20 protein-coding genes are annotated in these 23,261 nt (G+C 37.2%); 5 read left to right on the forward strand and 15 right to left on the reverse strand.

Going from position 1 to position 23,261, the window contains the following annotated elements; translation table 11 throughout:
- Positions 1-16 precede the first annotated feature (16 nt).
- Positions 17-1,423, forward strand: a complete 1,407-nt coding sequence (locus H7K77_RS19930) for an ABC transporter substrate-binding protein (RefSeq protein WP_235989025.1) — start codon at positions 17-19, stop codon at positions 1,421-1,423.
- Positions 1,424-1,745: 322 nt separating this feature from the next.
- On the opposite strand, the gene H7K77_RS19935 is transcribed toward H7K77_RS19930, so the two are convergent.
- Positions 1,746-2,357: a 3'-5' exonuclease gene (locus H7K77_RS19935; protein WP_186580591.1), complete on the reverse strand. Its 612-nt coding sequence runs from the start codon at positions 2,355-2,357 to the stop codon at positions 1,746-1,748.
- A 38-nt stretch (positions 2,358-2,395) separates the two neighbouring features.
- Positions 2,396-2,803 (reverse strand): MazG nucleotide pyrophosphohydrolase domain-containing protein, encoded by a 408-nt coding sequence (locus H7K77_RS19940; RefSeq protein ID WP_186580593.1) that lies wholly within the window; start codon positions 2,801-2,803, stop codon positions 2,396-2,398.
- A gap of 764 nt (positions 2,804-3,567) precedes the next feature.
- On the opposite strand from H7K77_RS19940, the gene H7K77_RS19945 reads away from it, so the two are divergent.
- Entirely contained in the window at positions 3,568-3,909 is a 342-nt protein-coding gene (locus H7K77_RS19945; protein ID WP_186580595.1) for a DMT family transporter, read from the forward strand.
- Positions 3,909-4,220, forward strand: coding sequence for a DMT family transporter (locus H7K77_RS19950; protein WP_222599469.1), 312 nt, complete (start codon positions 3,909-3,911; stop codon positions 4,218-4,220). Before H7K77_RS19945 ends, H7K77_RS19950 begins: the two co-directional genes overlap by 1 nt.
- 51 nt (positions 4,221-4,271) lie before the next feature.
- Here the strand turns inward: H7K77_RS19950 and cydC are convergent, their stop codons facing one another.
- The 6 genes from cydC to H7K77_RS19980 form a co-directional block, all read right to left on the reverse strand.
- On the reverse strand, positions 4,272-6,017 hold the full coding sequence (cydC, locus tag H7K77_RS19955) for a thiol reductant ABC exporter subunit CydC (protein ID WP_186580597.1): 1,746 nt from the start codon (positions 6,015-6,017) through the stop codon (positions 4,272-4,274).
- On the reverse strand, positions 6,014-7,735 hold the full coding sequence (cydD, locus tag H7K77_RS19960; protein WP_186580600.1) for a thiol reductant ABC exporter subunit CydD: 1,722 nt from the start codon (positions 7,733-7,735) through the stop codon (positions 6,014-6,016). The genes cydC and cydD overlap by 4 nt, the downstream gene beginning before the upstream one ends.
- A complete protein-coding gene (gene cydB, locus H7K77_RS19965; RefSeq protein ID WP_186580602.1) occupies positions 7,735-8,745 on the reverse strand; it encodes a cytochrome d ubiquinol oxidase subunit II in 1,011 nt (336 codons plus the stop codon). The genes cydD and cydB overlap by 1 nt, the downstream gene beginning before the upstream one ends.
- Positions 8,735-10,138, reverse strand: coding sequence for a cytochrome ubiquinol oxidase subunit I (locus H7K77_RS19970; RefSeq protein ID WP_186580604.1), 1,404 nt, complete (start codon positions 10,136-10,138; stop codon positions 8,735-8,737). The genes cydB and H7K77_RS19970 overlap by 11 nt, the downstream gene beginning before the upstream one ends.
- A 298-nt stretch (positions 10,139-10,436) precedes the next feature.
- Positions 10,437-10,568 carry a YpzI family protein gene (locus tag H7K77_RS19975; RefSeq protein WP_186580606.1) on the reverse strand — a complete coding sequence of 44 codons (132 nt, stop codon included), beginning with the start codon at positions 10,566-10,568 and terminating at the stop codon, positions 10,437-10,439.
- 121 nt (positions 10,569-10,689) lie between these two features.
- Positions 10,690-11,148, reverse strand: coding sequence for a hypothetical protein (locus tag H7K77_RS19980; protein ID WP_186580608.1), 459 nt, complete (start codon positions 11,146-11,148; stop codon positions 10,690-10,692).
- A 242-nt stretch (positions 11,149-11,390) separates the two neighbouring features.
- Here H7K77_RS19980 and H7K77_RS19985 point away from each other — a divergent pair, with 242 nt between their 5' ends.
- Entirely contained in the window at positions 11,391-11,537 is a 147-nt protein-coding gene (locus tag H7K77_RS19985; RefSeq protein ID WP_186580610.1) for a BH0509 family protein, read from the forward strand.
- 76 nt (positions 11,538-11,613) lie between these two features.
- Here the strand turns inward: H7K77_RS19985 and H7K77_RS19990 are convergent, their stop codons facing one another.
- Positions 11,614-13,569 carry a GTP-binding protein gene (locus tag H7K77_RS19990; protein WP_186580612.1) on the reverse strand — a complete coding sequence of 652 codons (1,956 nt, stop codon included), beginning with the start codon at positions 13,567-13,569 and terminating at the stop codon, positions 11,614-11,616.
- A gap of 169 nt (positions 13,570-13,738) precedes the next feature.
- Positions 13,739-14,671, reverse strand: coding sequence for an aldo/keto reductase (locus H7K77_RS19995; protein WP_186580614.1), 933 nt, complete (start codon positions 14,669-14,671; stop codon positions 13,739-13,741).
- Between the two features lie 244 nt (positions 14,672-14,915).
- Here H7K77_RS19995 and H7K77_RS20000 point away from each other — a divergent pair, with 244 nt between their 5' ends.
- On the forward strand, positions 14,916-15,062 hold the full coding sequence (locus H7K77_RS20000) for a BH0509 family protein (RefSeq protein WP_186580615.1): 147 nt from the start codon (positions 14,916-14,918) through the stop codon (positions 15,060-15,062).
- A 52-nt stretch (positions 15,063-15,114) separates the two neighbouring features.
- On the opposite strand, the gene H7K77_RS20005 is transcribed toward H7K77_RS20000, so the two are convergent.
- The 5 genes from H7K77_RS20005 to H7K77_RS20025 are packed head-to-tail and all read right to left on the reverse strand — an operon-like array spanning position 15,115 to position 23,260.
- Positions 15,115-17,955, reverse strand: coding sequence for a VWA domain-containing protein (locus tag H7K77_RS20005; protein WP_186580617.1), 2,841 nt, complete (start codon positions 17,953-17,955; stop codon positions 15,115-15,117).
- Positions 17,936-19,765: a vWA domain-containing protein gene (locus H7K77_RS20010; RefSeq protein ID WP_186580619.1), complete on the reverse strand. Its 1,830-nt coding sequence runs from the start codon at positions 19,763-19,765 to the stop codon at positions 17,936-17,938. Before H7K77_RS20010 ends, H7K77_RS20005 begins: the two co-directional genes overlap by 20 nt.
- A gap of 4 nt (positions 19,766-19,769) precedes the next feature.
- A complete protein-coding gene (locus H7K77_RS20015) occupies positions 19,770-20,651 on the reverse strand; it encodes a DUF58 domain-containing protein (protein WP_186580621.1) in 882 nt (293 codons plus the stop codon).
- Positions 20,652-20,656: 5 nt separating this feature from the next.
- Positions 20,657-21,649: an AAA family ATPase gene (locus tag H7K77_RS20020; protein WP_186580623.1), complete on the reverse strand. Its 993-nt coding sequence runs from the start codon at positions 21,647-21,649 to the stop codon at positions 20,657-20,659.
- Positions 21,650-23,260: a hypothetical protein gene (locus H7K77_RS20025; protein ID WP_186580625.1), complete on the reverse strand. Its 1,611-nt coding sequence runs from the start codon at positions 23,258-23,260 to the stop codon at positions 21,650-21,652.
- Between the last annotated feature and the right edge of the window lies 1 nt (position 23,261).

The raw sequence follows: 23,261 nt of genomic DNA on the forward strand, positions 1-23,261 counted from the left end.
AGGAGATGGAAAACGAATGAAAACCAATAATAAGCTACTTGTCTTATTCGCAATGATGGCACTTTTACTAATTGTGACAGCATGTTCGAACAGTGCAAACGGAGAAGAAACGGAAAGTACAGAAAAAACAGATACCACTGATGCTTCTAGCAGTAGTCAGGATGATTCAACAGACAACTCCACCGGTAAAACCGAAGCTGTTTTCTGGCACGCAATGTCAGGTGCTGGCCAGGAATCACTTGAACAGATCGTTCATAACTTCAACGAATCACAAGATAAGTACACAATCACCCCAGAATTTCAAGGCTCTTATGAAGAAGCTCTAACAAAATTTCGTAGTGTTGGTGGTACGAACGATGCACCAGCGATTATTCAGACATTTGAAGTGGGTACAAAGTATATGATTGATAGTGGATTCATCCAGCCTGTTCAAACATTTATTGATGAAGAAGGTTATGATGTATCTAAACTGGAAAAGAATATCCTAAATTATTATACGGTAGACGATAAACTTTACTCTATGCCATTTAACTCCTCCACTCCTGTTATGCTTTATAATAAAGATGCATTTAAAGAAGTAGGCTTAGATCCAGAAAAGGCCCCTCAAACGTTTGCTGAAATTAAAGAAGCAGCTGAGAAATTAACGAAGAAAAACGGGGGCGCAACGGAACGTTATGGTTTTTCTATCCTAAACTATGGTTGGTTCTTTGAAGAATTAGTGGCAACTCAGGGCGGAATGTACGTAAATAACGAAAATGGAAGATCTGATAATGCAACAGAAGCCACTTTTAACGGAGAAGAAGGATTACGTGTCTTTGAAATGATTAATGACATGAATAAAGCAGGTACATACGGTAACTTCGGTTCAAATTGGGATGATATCCGAGCAGCATTCCAAACTGGAAAAACAGCTATGTATTTAGACTCCTCTGCAGGTGTTGCCAATACTATTGAAACAGCACCATTTGATGTTGGTGTTGCCTATATTCCATATTCTGAGGAAGCAGAAAGACATGGCGTTATCATCGGTGGTGCTTCGTTATGGATGTCTAAAGGAATAAATGAAGAAAAACAAAAAGCAGCATGGGAATTTATGAAATACTTACAAACTCCTGAAAGCCAAGCAAAATGGCATGTTGACACAGGCTACTTTGCAATTAATCCTGCAGCCTATGAAGAAGACTTAGTAAAAGAAAAGTGGGAAAAGTATCCCGAGCTAAAAGTTACTGTCGAACAGTTACAAGCTACTAAGCCATCACCAGCAACCCAAGGTGCTTTGATTTCTGTTTTCCCTGAATCTCGTCAACAAGTTGTTACATCCATGGAAAATCTGTTGCAAGGTACTGATCCACAAGAAGCCCTTGATAGAGCAGCAAAAGAAACAAATCGTGTGATGGAACAAGCAGCAAGAGCTAACCAGTAAGGTAAGAAACAGTACCATCTCTATTTAAGGTGGTACTGTTCTTTTATCCCTGTAATATAAAAACCCCTCTGTTCAATAAAGGGGTAAAATCATTATTCGGTTCAATGACATTTCTTTCTTATATGTAACGACTTCCCTTCAGATCATAGCGACCCTCAAGGAAAATGTAACATATCAGAAATATTAGGTCTTTCATTTTGTCAGATTGTCTTTCGAAGTAATTAGGTCTCCTATTACAATAAATGAATTCCTCACTCGTTTGTGTAAGAAGTAGCCAATGAAGGACATTAATCATTCAATTATTCATTACTTACCTGTTTCATTACCTTACAATTCCAGATTTTTTCTTTTTGCGTCTTAACTTAGGTGTAATATAACTTCTTTCAAAAATTTTACCGCTCGATATTTGGCAGGAGTCTGCTAATTCTATTACACTATTTTTAGACTTTTCCCTCATCGCTTCTGTTAACAAATGTACTACCACCCTGGCATCGTCTAATGCATGATGGTGAGAAAAAGATATATTCTTACTATCAGCTAATGTATTCAGTTTATAATTTGGCAGTCCTGGCCATAATTGTTTAGCAAGCATAACAGAACAGAAATACTGCATGTCCGGATAAACAATATCAAACCTGTCTAATGTAGCTCGTAATACACTCATATCAAAGCTAGCATTATGGGCGACCACAATATTATCAACGAGATACGGCTCAATCGATGGCCATATTTCTTTAAAAGTAGGTGCATTCATGACATCCATTTCTGTTATTCCATGCACATTTATGTTATGTATCTCAAAATCTGTCAATGGATTAATCAAACTATAAAACTCATCTATTATACCGTTTTCGTCACCAACAACTATCCCTACAGCACATGGACTGTTACGATAACGATTTGCCGTTTCAAAATCGATTGAAATTACATTCATTTCTAATCCTCCAACTATTTGGTCTATCGAATCATCTCCTATTCTATCAGATCAGAATCTACTTTTGGTCGAATAACCTTTATATCCTTATTTTTCCTGTGTTTAACTTCTTCCATCTTAGCATAAAAGCTTTCTTCCAAATCTATTTCAAAATAATTAGCCATTTTAGTTATATAAGCTAAACAATCAGCCATTTCCTTCCCGACATCCTGTTTTATTTCTTCTTTCGCTAATCGAAAAGCATCTTCACTGTTCATTCCATTATTTATTTGAGTATTGGTAAAATTAAATGCTTTTCTAAGTTCCTCTGCAATTTCTGCAACTTCTGTCGTCAATAGCATGTAATTGTTCATCAAAGATGATTTAGTTGTTTCATAATTCACTGTTTGTATATCCCAATTCATTTCCTTTTGAAATTCGCGTGCATAAGCTTGCAATTCTTTCATTACATCATCCCCTAGTTATATAAGATTCAAAGATTTGATTTGTGATTTATTTTAACATTCTCTACTTCTCCCGTAACTACTGTTGCTTATTTCGTAATATGTATAGAATCACCAGTAAGTTGAGACGTTGATTTCCGCTCCGGGCAGTTGCTTTCCGTGGGCAACGCCTCAGCCTCCTCGGTCGCAAAGAACGCTCCCTGTGGGGTCTTCAGCTGTTGCTTTTCCCACAGGAGTCAACTGCCCTCCGCTCCAATCAACCAACAAAGGTGGAAAAATTGTAGGAGTAACAGTCCTTAGAATCAACGCTTTAGTTGGGAGATTAGTGATTAATGTTTTAAAGAGGTAGAAATCTATCATAAGTGTAGGCAGAATACGGAGACTCCTGTGGGAACAGCACGAGGTGAAGATCCCGGAAGAGCGTTCTTTGCTCTGAGGAAGCTGAGGCCGTGCCCACGGAAAGCGGAGTATTCTGCCGGAACGAGTTCAAGCACACATCCAAAAGGTTTTAATAAAGTTACTACAGATTTTATCTCAATTGCGTAATTCTGAAAGTACCGTTTGCGGAAAGAGTCATTTTAAATATTATCATAAAATCCAGATCTGTTTACATCCTCCATATTAACTGACACAGCAATATAATAAGGAAGTCTCTTTATTGACACGTAAACGTCAATGTGAAAATATATAGCTACTGAGTCGCGAGTCAATTAAAAAAATTATATCTTATAGAGGGTAATTTAAGAGAGTGAAAGGGAGTTTTCATTATGAACCGATATTGGTCGCTAGTAGTTCTGGCGGCAGTATTTGAGGTCGGTTGGGTTTCTGGCTTAAAACATGCAGAGTCAATTTTAGAGTGGTCTTTGACGATTGGGGCAACGGTTATAACATTTATCATACTTCCAATTACCGCCAAATATCTACCTATTGGAACTGTGTATTCTGTGTTTGCGGGTCTCGGTACTGTTGGAACAGTTTTAGTAGAAATGATTTTTTTCGAGGAGCCATTTAACTTGTTAAAGGTGCTTCTAATTGGCACGCTATTAATTGGTGTCGTTGGACTAAAAATAGTTTCCAATCAACCAGAAACTAGTAAGGATGTGGCATAATGCCTTGGTTAGCAATTATCATAGCAGGATGTCTTGAAGTGACAGGTGTAATAAATATTAAGCGACTGGCAATGAAAAAGTGGGATGCAATTATTTGGTTAATCATTACCTTTGGATCAAGCCTCGCACTTCTATCCTATGCTATGCAATCATTATCCATGGGCGTTGTCTATGGTGTATGGACTGGAATAGGTACAGTAGGTTCAGCATTAATAGGAATGTGGATTTACGCTGAACCGAAGGATTGGAAACGAATATTATTCATATCCATCATCTTAGCCTCCGCTGTTGGATTAAAGTTAATCACATAATACTAAAACTTACAATTAAAAAGGGATGAGTACGGTTAACTCATCCCCTAACTATATACCTGATAGGTACTTCCTGACAGACTTAGGAACATCCAAATAATACAATCCGCGATATCTAGCGTCCTTTTTCATTAACTCCTGATGACTACCTCTCATGACTATTTTCCCGTCTTCTAAAAAGATAACTTCATCCATCTTCTGTACACCTGTTAAATGATGCGTAATCCATATTAATGTCTTATCTTGTAGTGCGGTAAAAATGGTAGTTAGCAAAGCTGACTCCGTTTCTGGATCTAGACCTACTGTCGGTTCATCAAGGATCACAACCGATGAGCCTTTTAACAAGGTTCTAGCTAACGCAATGCGTTGCTGTTGTCCACCACTAAAAATGCTTCCTGATTCAGACATATGTGTGTCAAATCCTTTAGGTAAAGTCATAATGTAATCATACAACCCTACTTTTCTGGCAACCTCATAAACTTCTTCTGCTGCCGCATTTTGATTAGCTAGACGAATATTATTATAAATTGTTGTATTAAAAAGGTGCGGTCGCTGATTTAAAACAGATATTTTTTCAAATAACGAATCACCAATTGCTTGTGGTGAATAACCATTTATCTCAACTTGTCCTTGAGTAGCACCTCTTACACCTGTAATTAATTGTACGATACTAGATTTTCCTGCTCCACTTCTTCCGAGTATCGCTATTTTTTCCCCTTGGGATATAGTTAAATCAATTCCATTTAATACAAATCGTTCAGAATCAGGATATTTAAAGAATACATCTTTAAGATTAATCAACATGTTATTATTCGAAAGAGTTTGATATTCATGATTATCGTCTTCCCCAATATGTTCCTCTAGCTGTTTTAACCGATGAATCGAATCACTATACTCAGGAAGCTTCTCTATTGCGTCTGAAACAGGTAAGAAAGCCTCTGAAATACTAATGGTTACTAATACAAAAGCTGCAATCATAGTAACGGATAGGCGGTCGGATCCAACCATGCCACTACTCCAATAAACCATCGATATAACGATTGCTCCGATTACTAATTGGCTAATAAAGTCCCGGAGTCTTTTTACTTTTTTAGCCTTTGCTTCCAAACGAGTTACGATTTGATCTTTTACCTGGGATTGATTAATTAATTCCGATTGTCTACCCGTTACCATCCAATCTCGTATTCCTAAAGTAGAATCAGTTAATTCCTGATACTGAATGTTACGATCTTTCTTTATAAACTTTAAACTAATTCGTAAGTATGCTAATGATGCAATAGGAATTAGGATTACTAGCAGAAATACATAACAAGCGATTAATATGGCGAATGTCCAATCAAACCATCCCAGAGATAATACGACAGTAGCATACATACCTAGCGAAACGATACTTGGTAAGATAGTTCTAATAAATAGATCTTGTAAATGATCAATATCATCAACTAGAACTCCCAAAACACTACCCGTTTTTAATCTAGAGTGTAAAAAGGCTGCTTGTAGTTCCAGTACTCGATAAAGTTTACCTCGCATGTCTGATAGTATTCCTAAAATAGTATGATGACTACTTAACCTAGAAAGATATTGAATCACCGCTCGGCTAATACCAAATGTTCTAACTCCTACAATTGGTACATAGACCATCAAAATATTCTCCGGTCTAAGTGCAGACTTTGAAATAAGAAACCCAGATGTAAACATTAAAGCAGACCCACAAAATAAAGCGAATAGTCCGAGAAATATACTTAGTAATAATCCTTTATAGTGTAATTTCACATATGGGATTAGCCATGTTTTCATTGAATACCCTCCAGTTGCGTTAGTATAAGTGAGTAATATTCTCCCTTTAGTTTCATTAATTCATCAAGCGTTCCCATTTCCGCAATTTCCCCATCTTTTAGAACAATAATTCGATCCATTTGTTCCATCCAGTGTAAGCGGTGTGTAGCAAAAAAGACCAATTTATTTTCAAATAAACCTAGCATCTTTTCCTTTAATTCATATTCTGTTTCAATATCTAAATGGGCTGTTGGTTCATCAAGAAGTAAAATAGGACGATCACTTACAAGCGCTCTTGCTAAAGCAACCCGTTGCTCTTGCCCCCCACTCAGAGACCTTTGACCATTGCCAATTTCTTCATCCAAGCCGTTTGGTAAGCTCTTCATCATTTCGATTAGCCCTGCAGAAACGACTGCCTTTTCAACCATATCCCTAGTAGCATCCTGATTATAGAAACGAATATTTTCTGCCAACGAATCACTAAACAAATAAGGATGCTGCGGAAGATAGGTCACTTGCTTTCGCCATCCATTAGAAGTTAGAGTCGGTAGGATTTGGTCATGGACTCGAAATGTACCTTGATCTGGCTGTAAAAAACCACCTAAGATATCAATTAACGTAGATTTTCCAGCCCCACTAGCACCAACAATTCCAATTCTTTCAAAGCCTTTCACCTGAAATCCTATGGAAGACAAGGCGCTTTGTTGATCATTTTCATGAGCGTAATTTACTGATGATAACTTAAGAATACTTGAACGGTTCCACCCTTTTGAAGAGGAAACGACGAGTTCGTCCTTCTCTTCTTCTTCGATAATCGTACGAATTGCTTTTGCAGCTTCCTGTCCATTTAAAGTAGCGTGATAATCGGAGCCTACTTCTTTAATTGGTAAAAAAAATTCAGGAGATAAAATTAAGATAAGAAGAGCTACATCTAGCAGTAGCTCCCCATTTATCAGTCGTAACCCTAAACCTACAGCAACAGACGCCACGGATAGCATAGTAAAAAAGTCCAATGCAAAAGATGATAAAAAAGCAATTCGTAAAGTTCCCATAGTTGATTTTCGGTAAGAATCACTTACATCGTCAATTGTAGCCCCATGCTTCTTACTTAAACCCAAATATTTTAACGTTTCCATGCCCCTCAAGGAATCTAGATAGTGATTAGAAAGTAGGTGATAGTCATCCCACTGTTTTTCCATTTTTTTATTAGCTGCCAATCCAAGTAATATCATGAAGGCAACTATAATTGGTAATGTTAAAAATAGAATGATACTAGACAGCTTATCTTGAAAAAACACATAGATAAAGATTACCGCAGGAATTACAAAGGCTGCTACCATTTTGGGAATCAGTAATTCTAAATAAGTACGTACTTGTGTTGTGCCTTCCATCGCTAAAGTGACAAGCTTAGCTGTCCCTTGTTTATTTGTAAACTTGGGGCCAAGCTCAAAAATTTTCGTTAAAAGCTGTTTTTTCATCGTTATACTTGTTCGCTGAGCATAATGGAACGTTATTTTCTTTTTGATCATAACAACGAAGTGTCTTATGACAAATGTAGTGATAAATAGTATCCCTATCGTCAGCGTTTTTCGGAAAATAGATCCATTAAATAACTGAAATAGCCAGGTAGAAAGCAATTTAGCCTGTAAAATAATTGAAGCTACTTCTATCAATGTGATGAATAGTACACTAGCCAGTACCTTCATAATTCCTTTATATGCTAGTAAGTCTCTACCCATCAGTACTCCAAATGCTCATTTTGTGTTACGCGTTTCCGGAAAATATAATAGCTCCAAATCTGATAAGCTAGTACAAAAGGAAGTAGCGTAACAGCAACAATAGTCATTACTTTTAAGGAATAATGTCCAGAGGCAGCGTTGTAAATAGTTAAATCAAACGCAGAACCTAAACTACTAACCATTAAACGTGGGAATAACCCAATAAATACAGAAGAAACGGTTAAACCAATGGTGAGTCCCGTCATAACAAATGACCAACCATCTTTTCTTTTATTTGCAAATATACTAGTAAGGATGACTGCTAATACGATGAATAGAAAAATTGGAATTAGTATAACGCCTCTTGCTTTAAAAATATCTGTATTAAAATAGGAAGCTATTACAAATACTACTAACGATAGTCCAACTGTAACGACTAACTTTTTTGCCAATGAACGTGCTCTATTTTGCAAGTCACCTGTCGTTTTTAATGTGATAAAAAATAATCCATGTAAAAAGCACAGTAAAGTAACAGCAATACCACTTATTACAGTGTACACATTAACAACATCAGATAAAGAAGCATATATATTCATCTCATTATCTATTGGAAGTCCTTTAAGAAAAGCTGCAAATACTACTCCCCATAGAAAAGGATTAAGCAATCCACTAACAAAAATAGTCCAGTCCCATGTATTTCTCCATCTTGGGTTCTCTAGCTTACTTCTAAACTCAAATGCTACCCCACGACCAATTAGTAATAGTAGCATAAATACGAGTGGTAGATATAACCCACTGAATAAAGTTGCATACCAATTTGGGAATGCTGCAAACATTGCTCCACCAGCAGTTATTAACCAAACCTCGTTCCCATCCCAAACAGGACCTATCGTGTTAATTAATACCCGACGTTCTGCATCTGTCTTAGCAAGAAAACGAACAGACATACCAACTCCAAAATCAAATCCTTCTAGGAACAAAAATCCCACAAATAAAATAGCAATCAAAACAAACCATAACTCATTTAGCATATGCGTGCCCCCCTTTTCCATCGAACGGATCGGCTGTGTGATGTGTATCTTGCGTTTCTTCTACTGGACCCTTTTTTATAACTCGAATAAATAAGTATGCCATTACAATCGCGAGAAGTAAGTAAATAGCACTAAAAGTGATTAATGAAAACAAAACTTGACCAGCACTTACATTTGGTGAGACAGCGTCAGCGGTTGTCATGTAGCCAAAAACCACCCAAGGCTGACGGCCTATTTCTGTCATAATCCACCCAGTTGCACTTCCGATAAGTGGTAAGAAAATTGCTGGAACCATCAGTTTTAAATATTTTTTACTTGTCTCTAACCTACCCCTTAACGCTTGAATCGCTCCAAACAATGCTAGTACGATCATTAGACCTCCGCTTATGATCATAATACGAAAACTCCAAAAGGTTGTTTTGACAGGTGGGATATAATTCCCTTCCCCATACTTCTCTTCATAACGAGATTGCAGGGTATTCATCCCTTCTACTACACCACTAAACTTACTATAAGATAAATAGCTCAAAAGGTAAGGAACCTTAATTTCAGCAGAATTTTCTTTGTTCTCCGTGTCAATTAGGGCAGCCAACGTCCAAGGTGCAGGATCAGCACTGTCATTCCATAGACCTTCGCTTGCCGCCATCTTCATCGGTTGTGTTTTTACCAGATATTGCGCTTGGTAATGACCAGTAAACGCAATTCCCATTCCCGAAACAACAGCCACTATCATGCCGATAAGAAATGATTTTTTAAAGAATTCTACCTCTTGTTTTTTAAGTAATTTGAATGCACTCACACCTGTTAACAAAAAGGCACCTGTTGCAAACGAACCGAATACAGTATGAGGAAATTCCACTAAAACTTGCGGATTAGTAATTAACGCAAAGAAGTCGTTCATTTCAGCACGGCCATTGTTAATTTCAAAGCCTACTGGATGCTGCATAAATGAGTTTGCAGCTAAAATCCAAAATGCAGAAATAATAGTGCCTAATGATACTAACCAAATACATAAAAGATGAACTTTTTTAGATAAACGATCCCAACCAAAAATCCATAATCCGATAAATGTTGATTCCATAAAAAAGGCAAGCAACGCTTCCACTGCTAAAGGAGCCCCAAACACATCTCCTACAAATCTAGAATAGTTAGACCAGTTCATTCCAAATTGAAACTCTTGTAAAATACCTGTAACCACTCCAACTGCAAAATTAATTAAAAATAGTTGTCCCCAGAATTTAGCCATTTTTTTGTACATTTCATTACCTTTAAAAACATAAAGAGTTTCCATAATAGCTATTAAGAATACTAATCCAATCGATAATGGTACAAAAATAAAGTGAAATAGTGTTGTTGAAGCAAATTGAATCCTTGATAACATGACTGCATCCATACAAATCCTCCTTCATTCTGTTTACTTTATGTTCGCTTTTTCACATATGGATATGGAACAATTTAGTAATTTTTCATCTAACTATATTTTAGAACTCGTTATCAAAATCAATCTGTGATAAATATCACAAAAACTAATATAACTGTTACAGACTTTTGACAATTTTGTAGACAAAAAGTATATAAACTTAAGTTAGGTCGGGTTTATATGCTAATTATTCAAAAGAGATTGTGTTAAGTCGTTGCCTCAAAAAAATCCCCATTTACTCGTATAGTAAATGGGGATTGCGTTATAAAGCTTATTTTCGTCGCTTGTTTGCTTGTTCTGGTGCCTCGACTCTTGTAGCACCACCGTAATCTAATCCTTGATCTCGATCGGATTCTACTCTTCCTGATTCGCGTAATTTTTTTTCTTGACGATCTTTTCCCATCACAGACAACTCCTTTTTTCTAGTTTGAAGATTTTTTCTTCCTAACTAGTATGGAAAAGGAAAGCTATCTTGATACTTTAACAGGCAAAATTGCGATTATAATGTTTAACAGTCCAAGTCCCTAAAAGTCTACGTGAAGTATGTTATTAATTTCGTCTAATATCTCTTTATGTTTAGCCACAGATTTACTTGTCAGTTTAATTTTATTATCTTTCATGGTAGAAAAATAAAAATATCCTTCTTCATTTGCAAAAAACACGTAAGTCGGCTTTCCAGTATGATCAGCCTTCCCCTCAATAAAACTAAACATATACGTGTTCTCACTTTTAATTTCTGTTAAAATCGTCGAACTATCCATGTCTTCTATTTCTATATCTTCTATCTTATTGATTACTTCCGCTATTTGTTTTTCGTTTATTATTGTTTTAGATAATTCTTGTGATGAATCACTTTGAATTTTCTGTACAAAAAGTGTATTTGTTAGTTTACCCCTATCTATTTCAACCTTCATTTGAGAAGAATCTGAACAAGCAGACACAAATAAAAGGAAGAAAAGGGCTACTATTATCTTAACTCTCACCTATAACCATCCCCAAATTAAAATCAAAAAAGCTACCCTCATATATTACCATAGCTAGGGATACATAATCCTAGTTAATTTGGGCTAATTTCGGTAAATACTAAATCTGTATCACTCTCCCTATAATCGTTCTCAAAATGATATTTGTTTAATCTCCAATTGAGATATATAATAGTCACATAACAAAGAAAGCGATTACATAAACACTTCAAGCTATGAAGGTTTATCAAGGGGGATCTACAATGAGCCAAGTAGAACGTAATTACAAAATAGAACACTTGTTGGAGAAAAACAAATTTAGTAAAGAAGTTGTTTTAGAGATGTCTGACGAACAGGTTGAATATTTCCACTGGCTCTATTTCGAGGAATCAGTATATGACTTAATGTAAGGATAGATAGAAACACTACCTCTAAAAGCAGGGTAGTGTTTCTTTTTTATATCCAAGACTGTCATTAAACTTTCTTTTAACTAGAAATGTGCATTTCTTTTTCGGCTTGATCCCATGTAACTTTGTATCCATGTCCTTTTGCACAGAATATTGACGTAGATGTATAGGATGGGTCAGCATCTTTATCATAGCCGATTCTTGCTATAACCTCTTGTGCATTATGGCATTGATCATACCCACCAAACCTTAGGGACAGAGCCCCTTTCCCTTGAGTAACAGAAGCAAATTCTGTACTATAATTCAGAAAGGTTGCGACAGGTACTTTTCCAGTAATCGTTACTTTATTTCCCTGCATATCCGGTTCCTTAAAAGTACCATAAGCTTGTTGAATGTCCGACAGTACTCGACCCATATGATCTGTATCCACTCTGATCTTAAAATCGTAATATGGTTCTAGTAATAGATTGGTGGCTTGCTCTAGCCCTTGTCTTAATGCCCGAAAAGTAGCTTCTCTAAAATCACCACCAGAAGTATGTTTCGTATGCGCTCTACCAGTCAAGAGCGTTACCTTTACATCCATTAAGCTCGAGCCTGTTAATAGGCCATGGTGGTCACGTTCAAACAAGTGATGTCTGATAAGATTCTGGTTTCCAACTGTTAAGTCATGCGGATGACACTTACTTTCAAAAGTTATTCCACTTCCTCTTGATTGTGGTTCCATTAACAGGTGTACTTCTGCATAATGTTTTAAAGGTTCAAAGTGACCATAGCCCTTAATAGAATCAGCTATTGTTTCCTTATACAAAATTTCCGGATCACCAAAGGAAATTTTATACCCAAACCGCTCTTCGACTATATGCTCGAGTACCTCTAGTTGAATAACGCCCATCACCTTTATGTGAATCTCCTGAAGTTTTTCATCCCATATTACTTGTAAGGAAGGATCTTCCGCGTCTAATAGTTGAAAACAAGCATACACCTCTTTTATATTCAAGCTTGGATCTACATTAATTTTAGTATGTAATGTAGGAATTAACTCAAAAAACGTTTTCCCATTCAAAAGGCCAATCCCATCCCCTACCGCCAGTTGAGATAACCCTAGCACTCCAAACAATTGTCCGGCTTCTACTTGAGTAACTGTTTCGTATTGATGTCCTTTATAAACCCTTAGTTGCGTTACCTTTTCCGTTACCTCATGTTCTCCGTGAAGATAATTAATTTCATCACGAACTCGAAGCGTACCACTTAATGCTTTTATGAATGTAATACGGTTGCCATTTTTATCGTGCCGTATCTTGTAGACGCGACCAGAAAAAACTTCATCTTCGGGATAATTGGTACTAGTTAATTGATCAAATGACTGAAAAAATTCCATAATCCCCTCATCATTTAATGCTGATCCACTCCAACATGGAAAACAACGACTTTGATTTATTAGTTTCTTTAAGGTATGTAAGCCTAACATTTGATCAAAGTTTCCAGTCAAATATTTATCCAAAAGCGTTTCATCACGCTCTGCGACGAACTCCGTTAATTGTTCATTCCATTTTTCTAGTATGGAATGATTGGTCATATTTATCATATCAATGGATAAGTCTGTACGAAGTTGATCTATCGTTTTTTCCACGTTAGCACCAACACGATCTGTCTTATTAATAAAGAAAAAGGTCGGGACCGCGTGCCTTCTCAACAATTGCCAGATCGTTTCGGTATGTCCTTCAACCCCTTCAACTGCACTAACCATAACTATTGCGTAATCCATTATTTGAATGGTTCTTTCCATTTCAGGAGAAAAATCGACATGCCCGGGTGTATCTACTAAATAGTAAGTAGAATCTTGATAGGAGATAACTGCTTGATCAGCATATACTGTAATACCTCTAGCCTTTTCAATGTCATGATTATCTAAATAGGCACTTTGATGATCAACACGCCCTCTTTGACCAATGCTATTAGTATGATAAAGTAGTTGTTCAGCAAAGGTTGTTTTCCCTGCGTCGACATGCGCTAGAATACCTATTGTTTTTTTCATCTATAGCCCCCCTAACCTTAGAGATTGTTCCGTGAAGTTATCTATATTATAATTTAAAGGTTGTTCGAATAAAATATATCGGTTTTATCTAACTACTAGTTTACCCTCAATAAAAAAAAGCGTAGGGTTACTATAAATTGGCACCCTACGCCTTTATCCATGACTTTTTTCAAATAAACAAACGATCGATTTCCTCTATTTCTGCTTTTGATAACTGAACCTCTAAGGCTTTTAGATTACTGAGTACTTGGCCAGCGTTTTTAGCACCTGGAATCAAGGCATCTATTCCCTCACGCGTTAAATACCAAGCCAGTACAACATGAGCAACTTCTGCCTCATGTTTATCTGCTATTCGCTTAATTTGTTCCACCTTGTTCAAGTTCTGAATAAAGGCATTGCCTTGGAAATGAGGCATATCCTTCCGAAGGTCATCGAATGTCATTTCCTTCGTATATTTGCCTGCCAGTAATCCAGATGCTAACGGAAAATATGGAATAAAGGAAATGTCTTTTTCCACAGTATAAGGGAGCAGTTTTTGTTCTGCTTCACGCTGCAGTAAATTGTATTCACCTTGGAAAACATCGACATAGCCATCCTGATTTGCATCTTTCAACTGTTCAAGTGAAAAGTTTGATACGCCTATTGCCCTAATTTTACCTTGCTCCTTTAAGCGGCTCAAAGCACCAACTGCCTCAGCCTTCGGAGTATCTTCATCAGGAAAGTGTATATAGAACAAATCAATGTAATCTGTTTGTAAACGTTTCAAACTACCTTCTACGGCTTGCTTTAAAAACTCTGGTGAATTATCCATCACTAGTTCTTTACCAATCAGCTTATGCGAACCTTTTGTGGCAATTATGACATCTTTTCGCTTACCTTCTTCTTTTATCACTTGTCCTACCAACTCTTCTGAACGCTCAGGTCCGTAAATGAAAGCTGTATCTAGAAAATTCATTTCATTATGTAATGCTGTTCGGACTAAATCTTTGCCAGCCTCTTCATTCAAGTTAGGATATAAATTATGACCACCAACAGCATTTGTCCCTAACCCAATCGGATGAATTTGTAACTCCGACTTACCTAACTGTACCTTATTAACCATCCATTAATCACTCCTTTTCCATTTTCACCCTCCATTTTAGAGCAATTGATAGGTGCCTGTCACCACCCGAGTTTTGTCGAACAGAAATAAATGTCTTTCTTGCATCACTTTTCCAAAAATCCATCTCGAAATGATATTTGTTTAATCTCATTTCGAGATGTATAATAAAAGTAAGAAAGATTGGTAAGCGATTACAAACTAAATAAACACTTCTTTCAAGGAAGGTTTATAAGGAGGATTTACGATGAGCCAAATAGAACGTAACTACAAAATTGAACACCTATTAGACTTTAAAAAATTTAACGAAGATGAAGTTCTATCAATGTCGGATGAACAAATTGAGTACTTCCACTGGCTCTATTTTGAAGAATCAGTTTATGACTTAATGTAAGAATAATAAAACCCAGCTGGCACTGCCAAATAATTGGCAGTACTGCTGGGTTTTACTTTCTTTTTTTTGCATCTAGCAATCGGGCAAATCGATCTTCTTTGCTTTCAGACTTATGGCCTTTTGTATCATTTTCAAGTTTCGGTTTATCTTTTTGTTCAACTTTAAGCCTATCGTACTGTTTTTTGACTATAACTGGTTCAACTGTTCGTCTTTGTTCTTGATTGGAAGTTCGAGATTCTACTTTTCGATAACTCCCCTTCTTCGTTGCTTGCTTTAGCTGGCTAAGCTGTGATGACCTTTCCTTTTCTTTTCCTTTTTTCATTTCTGTTTTCGCTTTACGGCTATTTCCCCTATGTCGAATAAAGCTAAAATCAATTCTAAATCTACGAACAGCCACATCTAGTAAGAATAACAAAAGTGACGCTACTAGCAGCCAAAAGAACACATCTTGTTTCTCATAATGGGGTTCGATTCCTCGTTCAGAAAATGCATGATCTAGATCTGATAGAACTGTTCCTCCACCAGCTTCAGCAATTTGCCGTAATAGCTCTTTATTAGTAGGTTGAAATGTATACTCTTGGGAATAAGGTACTACTAGGCCGGTTTTAAAGGAACCTACTACTTTGTCTTGCTCTGTTTCCGTTAATTGTAAGAAATACACACCTGGTTCTTCGGAAGTAAAGACCCCTTCAAACTCTCCCGGTGCCTTTTGTTGTAATTGAAGGTCTACCGTTGACCCCTTTTCATTAACCAAACTCGCATTTAGTTTTGAAAGCCCCTGATCTGGTGATGTGACATTCAACTTTACCTGATTTCCTTCTAATGTTTGGTTCAGTTGGTAAGGCTCTGATTCGTATTGCGGGAAAGTCCACGTTACAACATCATTCCATAGTGGTGACCAAGATTCCCAAGTTGGCCATGTTCCAGCCCATTTACCTGATAGATCTGAGGTCCATGCCACTGTTTTTCCCAGTCCATATTGCCAACGGGCCAAAACCGGGTCATCCTTTTCACTGACAAGCATAACTTGCGCTCGCTTTTTTGGTGTTGTTGCAATATACGCATTCATTTCAGGTACGCCTTCAGAGAAATAGTCAGTCCACTCATATCCATTAACTAGCTTTGGAAAAAAAGGATTATCTTCAATATATGTTCGCGTAATTAAGGCAGTTTCTCTCGATAAAATAGTTGGAATACTCGAATCATTTTGTACGAGATAAAAACGACCATCACCTAATGTAGCCATTTCTTCAAGAAGTACCCCATCGGCTTCGATACCAATTGCCACTGTTGACAGAGTAATCCCTTCTTCTTTTCCATGTTTGATCATTTCCTGATAATCTAACGTAGTTCCGGATTGTCCGTCAGTTAATAAAATAATATGCTTTCGCTTCAATTCTAGTTGTTCTAATTGATCATATGCCTGACCTGTTGGTGTGAAGATATCCGTACCACCACTGGCTGTTATGGAACGAACTTTATCCATGACAGCCTCCTTATCAGTAATAGGTCCCGTTTCCACAACCTGCCACGGAACGGAATCGAAGGCAATTACACCTAACGTATCCTTTTCACGTAGTAAATCAATGGAACGCGCAGCTGCTTCTCTTGCTAGCGCAATCTTGTTGCCCATCATACTGCCAGACTTATCCATAACAATGACTAGACCAAGTGAAGGCAGCTCCTTTTTACCTTTAATATCTGTATCAACAGGCAATAACTTTTCAATTGGGGTTTTATAATACCCACCAACACCAAACGATTGGTCTCCCCCTGTCATAATAAATCCTAAACCAAAGTCTCTTACTGCCGTTTGGATCATATCCATTTGTTCTCCAGAAACGGAGGTAGCTGAAACATCGCTAAAAATAATCGTGTCGTATTTTAGGTAATTACTTAATTGCCCAGGTAATAATGCTGGTTCAATTGTTTTTACATTTAGAGCAGATGATTGTAATGATTGCTGTAAATTATTTGCTGCTCCTTTTTTCCCTTCCACAATCAGTACATGTGGTAATCCTCTTGTCTCAGCAAACGCTGAAAGTTGATTATTCTCAACAACTTCATCACCATTAGCTATGATCTCTGCTGTATAAGTATGAAAACCATCTTCAACAACCAACTGTTGAAAAGATAATTGATTCGTACCTTCCTTTATCTCTATCGCTTGATCAACAATTAGCTTTCCATCTTCCTTGATTCTAATCTGACTGGTTGACTCTATATTACTATTAATAGTCATGGACAATTTGGCTTGTTCACCAAGATAAATTGTCTCCGGAACCTCAAATGAATCAATGGCAACATCCGCCTGGTACACTGTATCATAAGGCAATACATCAACCGTGTATCCCCGTTTCTTTAAGTAAGTAGCTTGGTTGACAGCATCTCCTATATTTTCATTTCCATCACTCAATAAAACAATTCGTCCTTTACTATTACCAGAAAATAAACTGCTAGCTAATTGCAAACCTGCTCCAATATTTGTAAAGGACTTATTAATGTCTGTTTGAAATTCGGAAATACCACTCATTCGTTCTGTTAAAGGGGAGTCAACAGTTGCATGTGATCCGATGGAAATAACTCCAACTTTATCATCTAATTGTTTCTGTTTAACAGATTCATTAATAGACTTGATAATAGTACTTTCATGATCCATCATACTATGGGAACGATCTGCTACAAATACTGTTGTCATATGTTGGATAGGAATAAGTATTTGTACCCCAGCAAGTGCAAGGATAACGAAGCTAAATATAATAGATCTTAATATAAGAAGTATTACTTTACGACTTCCAAACAAATTCATATTCTTTCTTGAAAATAAAAACAAAACATAGACCATTGGTATGAAGGCCAGTAACCACAGGGGATTATCGACTTGAAATGCCACGTCGATACACCTCCCATTCGATAAACAAAATTAGAAGAGCAATTGCCGCAAAAATTCTCCAAAGTTCTAATTTGGATAACGTCTTTGTATCGCTCGCTTCACCTTTCCTATTCAATGAAAAGGAATCTACCGATCGTATGATTTTTTCTTCATCAGGTAACTGAACTACAAATGGACGAAACTCAGAACCATATGATGTCTGCTCATGTAGTTGATACATACTTGGTCTTTTCGGAACAAGCGTTTCTTTTTGATTTAAAACAATCGGGTAAAGGTCATCCCCATCTAACGTTTCGATGATTGCCTTTTCCGTTGTTGGTGATAGATTGATAGTCATTGATTCCAATGGTGTAAAATACCCCAGTGTCTCCTGATCAGCAGACAGATAGTGGATACTATTGGCCAGTAGTATTGGGAAACCTGGGTGCAAAGGCCAATCAGAATCGTTGATATCAAAGGCAAACAAAACTATAGGAGATCTTTGATAGTTTCCTTTCGCTATGACTCCCTCTTCTCCACTCTTTACGATAGGTTTAAGACCCTGCCAATCACCAACTTGAAAAGCTTTACTTAAATACATAGATTTGACGTTACTAAATTGCAATATAGGCTCACTAGACTCCGATTGGAGACTATAGGAAAGATCCTTCTTTTCTTTAATTGCAAAAGGACCACCGATCTTTGGAGATAGAATTATTTTGGGGCCCTTAGGCCATTTGTCGGCTTCTACATTAGACACTATATAAGTATTTACTTGCTCGTTATCGGGATAAGCATATTCACCTTGATCATTCTTCGTAACCACAACCGTATCTATACTAGCAGAATTTAAAGCCTTTTCTACAAAAGGATTCGTATCTCCAACTAAATACACAGTGTCAGTTGTTTGTTTAGGTAGTAACGCATAGATCGTATTATCAAGGTCATAGTCATCATCATCTAACTTTGCCGTATAATGATTATGTAATGGTAAATCATTGATAGTGAGTGTCTTTTGTTCGGCCGCAGCAAGTTTATCTGTAAGCTGTTTTATTTTTCCATCCTCCCCTTCAATCGACAGGGTAAATTCCTTTTCTTCCGCAGTTTGATTTTCAATCGTTACAATTGCGGCTACAGTTTCTCCCGAAGGCTTTACTCCAAACGTAGTTAACGATAGATTATTTGATGACACACTACGATTATGTATAACGATATCACTCGTTATATCTAATTCTTTCAACTGCTCCGTTTGTAAATGGTCAGTGAAAATATGAATCTCTCCTGTTCCATTTTTAATTAAAGACTGAGCCAATTGAATGCTATCTACCATATTCTCATGCTGGAAGGATATCTCCATCTCATTTAAGAGATGATCAACATTTGGTAGGTCCGTTTCACTAGATGCGAGTAGTATTGGGGCTCTTTGGGCTTCTATTAGGCTAACTTGCTGATCGTCCCCCAACTTATCTACTAATTCCTTCGCCTCTTGCTTAACAGATTGAAACCTAGAATCAGAACCATTTGTGACCGACATTGTTGCAGAAGTATCCATAATAATTACTACATGTTCACTAAATACTTCCTTTCCATCTAGAAAGGGCCGCGTTAAGGCTATAATGATAAACAATAAAAATAACAGCTGTAAAAGTAATAAGATGTTTTTCTGCAGTCTTTTCCACCAACGGTCTGTTTCCCACTCTTTCATGGTTTGTTCCCATAAATATATAGAAGAGATCGGTTGATTTTCGTATTGTTTTTTAAAGAAATAAAGCAGCAATAATAGTGGAATTGACATTAAAAACACAAAGGAAATGGGTGTTAGAACCCCCATAGCCTCACCTCCCAATCCAACCTTTACCCATTAGTGTTGAAAAAACGGTTTCATCTAATGCAGTTGAAGTTGTACATGGAATTAGATCAATTCCACGACCTCGACAGAAAGAACTAATGGATAGCATATGAGATTGTAGCAATTGCCTGTAATTTTCCATCACCTTTGGGGACATAGACACCTGGCGTTCCCCCATTGTTTCGACATCAATTAACTTAACATCACCAACAAATCCCGGTTGTTTTTCTTCTGGTAATAATACTTGAATCAATAGAACTTGCTGACGTTTAGCTTGCATCCTTTTGATAGCGGAGAACAAGTGCTCAGGATTGTCTAGGAAATCACTTATCATGATATGAAGTCCACCATGCTTCCCTTCTTTTATGGAATGCAATAAACAATCACCGAAGGATTTACTGTCATTGGCAACAGCAACTTGATCCATAAAGGTTAAAGCTTTCTTGGTCATAGCTTTGCCCTTTGTAAATGGTAACGATCGTGATGATGACGCGACAGGCTTTATCATCACTCTGTCTGAATTTGCAAGACTCAGAAAACTGAATACGGCGGCCATTTGTTTTGCTCTAAGCCACTTATGATTATTTATTGCCATTGACTTCGTACAATCTAAATAAATAGTGATATCTAATTCTTGTTCATCTAAAAACCGTTTAATATAAAACTTTCCTGATCTCGCATATGTATTCCAGTCAATCTGTCTTAAATCATCTCCAGGATTATATGTCCGGTAATCAGAGAACTCTAATGAAGAACCTAAACGCTGTGATCTCCTTTCCCCTTTTTGCCCTCCACGTACATAGCGTTTAGATATAATCTTGTAGTTTGATAGTCTTCTCGTTAATACTGGCGATAGAAGATCACTCACGAAATTCACGACCTCTCTTCTATTAAAGTAAGTAACCCATTTATCAGATCTTCCGGTTTTACTTCTGCAGCTTCCCCTTCAAAATTCAAAAAAACTCGATGGCGCAAAACCGGACAAGCTACCTCTTTTATGTCACCTATTGAAACATTATAGCGCCCATCAAAAAGTGCCCTTACTTTGGCAACAGCAATAATGCTTTGTAGTCCCCTTGGTCCTGAACCGTACTGTACATATTGGTTAATTTGTTCGGAAGCGTGGCTATCTCCCGGATGTGTCGCCATAATCACATTCACGGCATAGTCTAAGACACTATCTGCTACAAGTATATGCTTTGCCATCTCTTGTACCTCAAGAACAAAAGCTGCGTCCATCAATTTTTCTAATCCTACCTGAGTAGGACTAGTTGTTCTCTTTGCTATTTCTCTTAATTCGTCACGGCTTGGATAAGCAACATTTATCTTCATAATAAACCGATCCATTTGTGCCTCTGGTAAAGGATACGTCCCTTCCAACTCAACTGGGTTTTGTGTAGCTAAAACAAAGAAAGGTGAAGGTAATTTTCTCATTTCCCCCATTACTGTCACTGTTTTTTCTCCCATAGCCTCTAATAAAGCACTCTGAGTCTTTGGCGTGGCTCGGTTAACTTCATCTGCCAAGACTATATTTGAGAACAATGGCCCTTCGTAAAACTCGAACGACTGTCCACCTGATTCATTCGGTTGAATCATATTCGTACCTGTAATATCCGTGGGCATCAAATCGGGTGTAAATTGAACTCGAGAAAATTGTAAATTCATAACCTCTGAAATTTTTCGAACTAGCATTGTTTTACCTAACCCAGGTAACCCTTCTAAAAGTACATGACCTTGTGCAAAGATCCCCCAAAGGAGTTGATTAAGTACCTCATCCTGTCCGACAATGAATCGTCCAATTTCTGCTTTGATTTCCTTCATTTTCTTTTTTACGTCCGTAATAGCTTGTTCACTAATCGTATCCATTTAATTTGTTCCTCCCCCTGGGTCTATATCCGAAAAATAACTTTTTATAATAGATTGTAAATGATCTGGATAGTCGTTCCTTTCCATAGCTTGGCGGTAGGTTTCTTCATATTGCTGATAAACTTCTCCATAAGAACGAACCTCACCAGGTAGAATAGGGGCATTTGGAGCAATTTGTTGTTCGCTATTACCCTCTCCAAGTTGACCGTTATCCACTTCTGTATTATTTTGACCTTCCAGTTGCTTCGGTACAGTTAAATCATGATTTCCAGCACCTAGTCCTGCTCCATTTCCCGAACCCGAGCCTGAGCCAGATCCACTTCCTGAGCCCGAACCTGATCCACTTCCTGAACCTGCTCCCGAACCACTACCAGATCCATTCCCTGAACCACTTGCCCCGGATGCTCCGCTACCCGAACCATTTCCAGATTTAGAGGTATTACTACCAGATGAACTATTACCTTGTGTTGATCCTGAACTACCACTGCCGGAAAAAGCTAATTTGCCTGAAGGACTAAGCCCAGCAGCCTGTAATTGTTGATTTAACTGCTGTGCTAACTGTTGAAGATCAGTTTGCGCCTTCGCTAAGCTAGATTCCTTAGCAGCCTCTTCTAGAAGTTCAGCCATTTGTTCCTCCATGGAGGTAAGTAATTTTTCTAGCTCTTGTTTGGATAATTCTTGATTAGCTAACTCAGGTGACTCTAACCCGAGTTGTTCAGCAGCCTGTTTCATCTGTTCTTGAAGCTTTTGTAATTCTTCTTCACTCAATCCTTCTAACTGATTCATTAGATCAGCCATTTGTTTTTCCATTTGTTTTTTATCCAGATTGGTTAATGCTTGAGCTAATTTATCCAAGTTATTCCCTTTCAACTTCTCACTCAAAGATTGAAGAGATTGTTTTTTTTGCTCCGATTTTTTCTTTAGTTCATCCAACTTTTTCTCCGCTCGAAGCATATCTTCCTTTAATTCTGAGGCCTTCTTCTCTTTTTGAGCTTCTTTTAAAAGCTTTTCTAATTCTTTATTGGTCTTTTCATCTACTTTTTCTTCATGTTCATCCGCAAAATTTTTCACCTTTTCCTTTTGCTCTTCTAATATTTCTCTATCTTTTTCTTTATTATTTGCCGTCTCCATTACTTCATTTGGAAATAAAAGACCAAGACATGTTAGAGAACCAAACAGTAAGAAAAGAAACATCTTCCTCCAGTACATCCATTGCAGCTTTTCACTTTTAATAATAGGCAGCATTTCTTTCATACTGTTTAAACAATCTTTACGTTGGATTAACGCGATTGGTGAGCTTTCATCTAAAAATTGAAAAGCTGTTACAACCTTATCATTTAACCCTTTTTTGTCGTACTCTTTAGCTGCATCTAGATCTGAAGGTCTTCGCTTCCAAAAGTAGCCAAGTAAAACGACAACTATTACTACAGCACTTAATGCAATTTTCCACTCTAGATAAAGAACGATAAAAATGCGACTCCATATCGTCCAGGCCAATGCGATGCCTGCCAGATAAATTAATCCATTATAACAGATCCGTATCGCTTCTTTTACCAATAGCTTTCGTTTTACTTCCTTTAACATTTGAAAAAATAGATTTTCTTCACTCATG

The organism is Aquibacillus kalidii (genome assembly GCF_014280935.1).
Classification (GTDB): domain Bacteria; phylum Bacillota; class Bacilli; order Bacillales; family Amphibacillaceae; genus Aquibacillus_D; species Aquibacillus_D kalidii.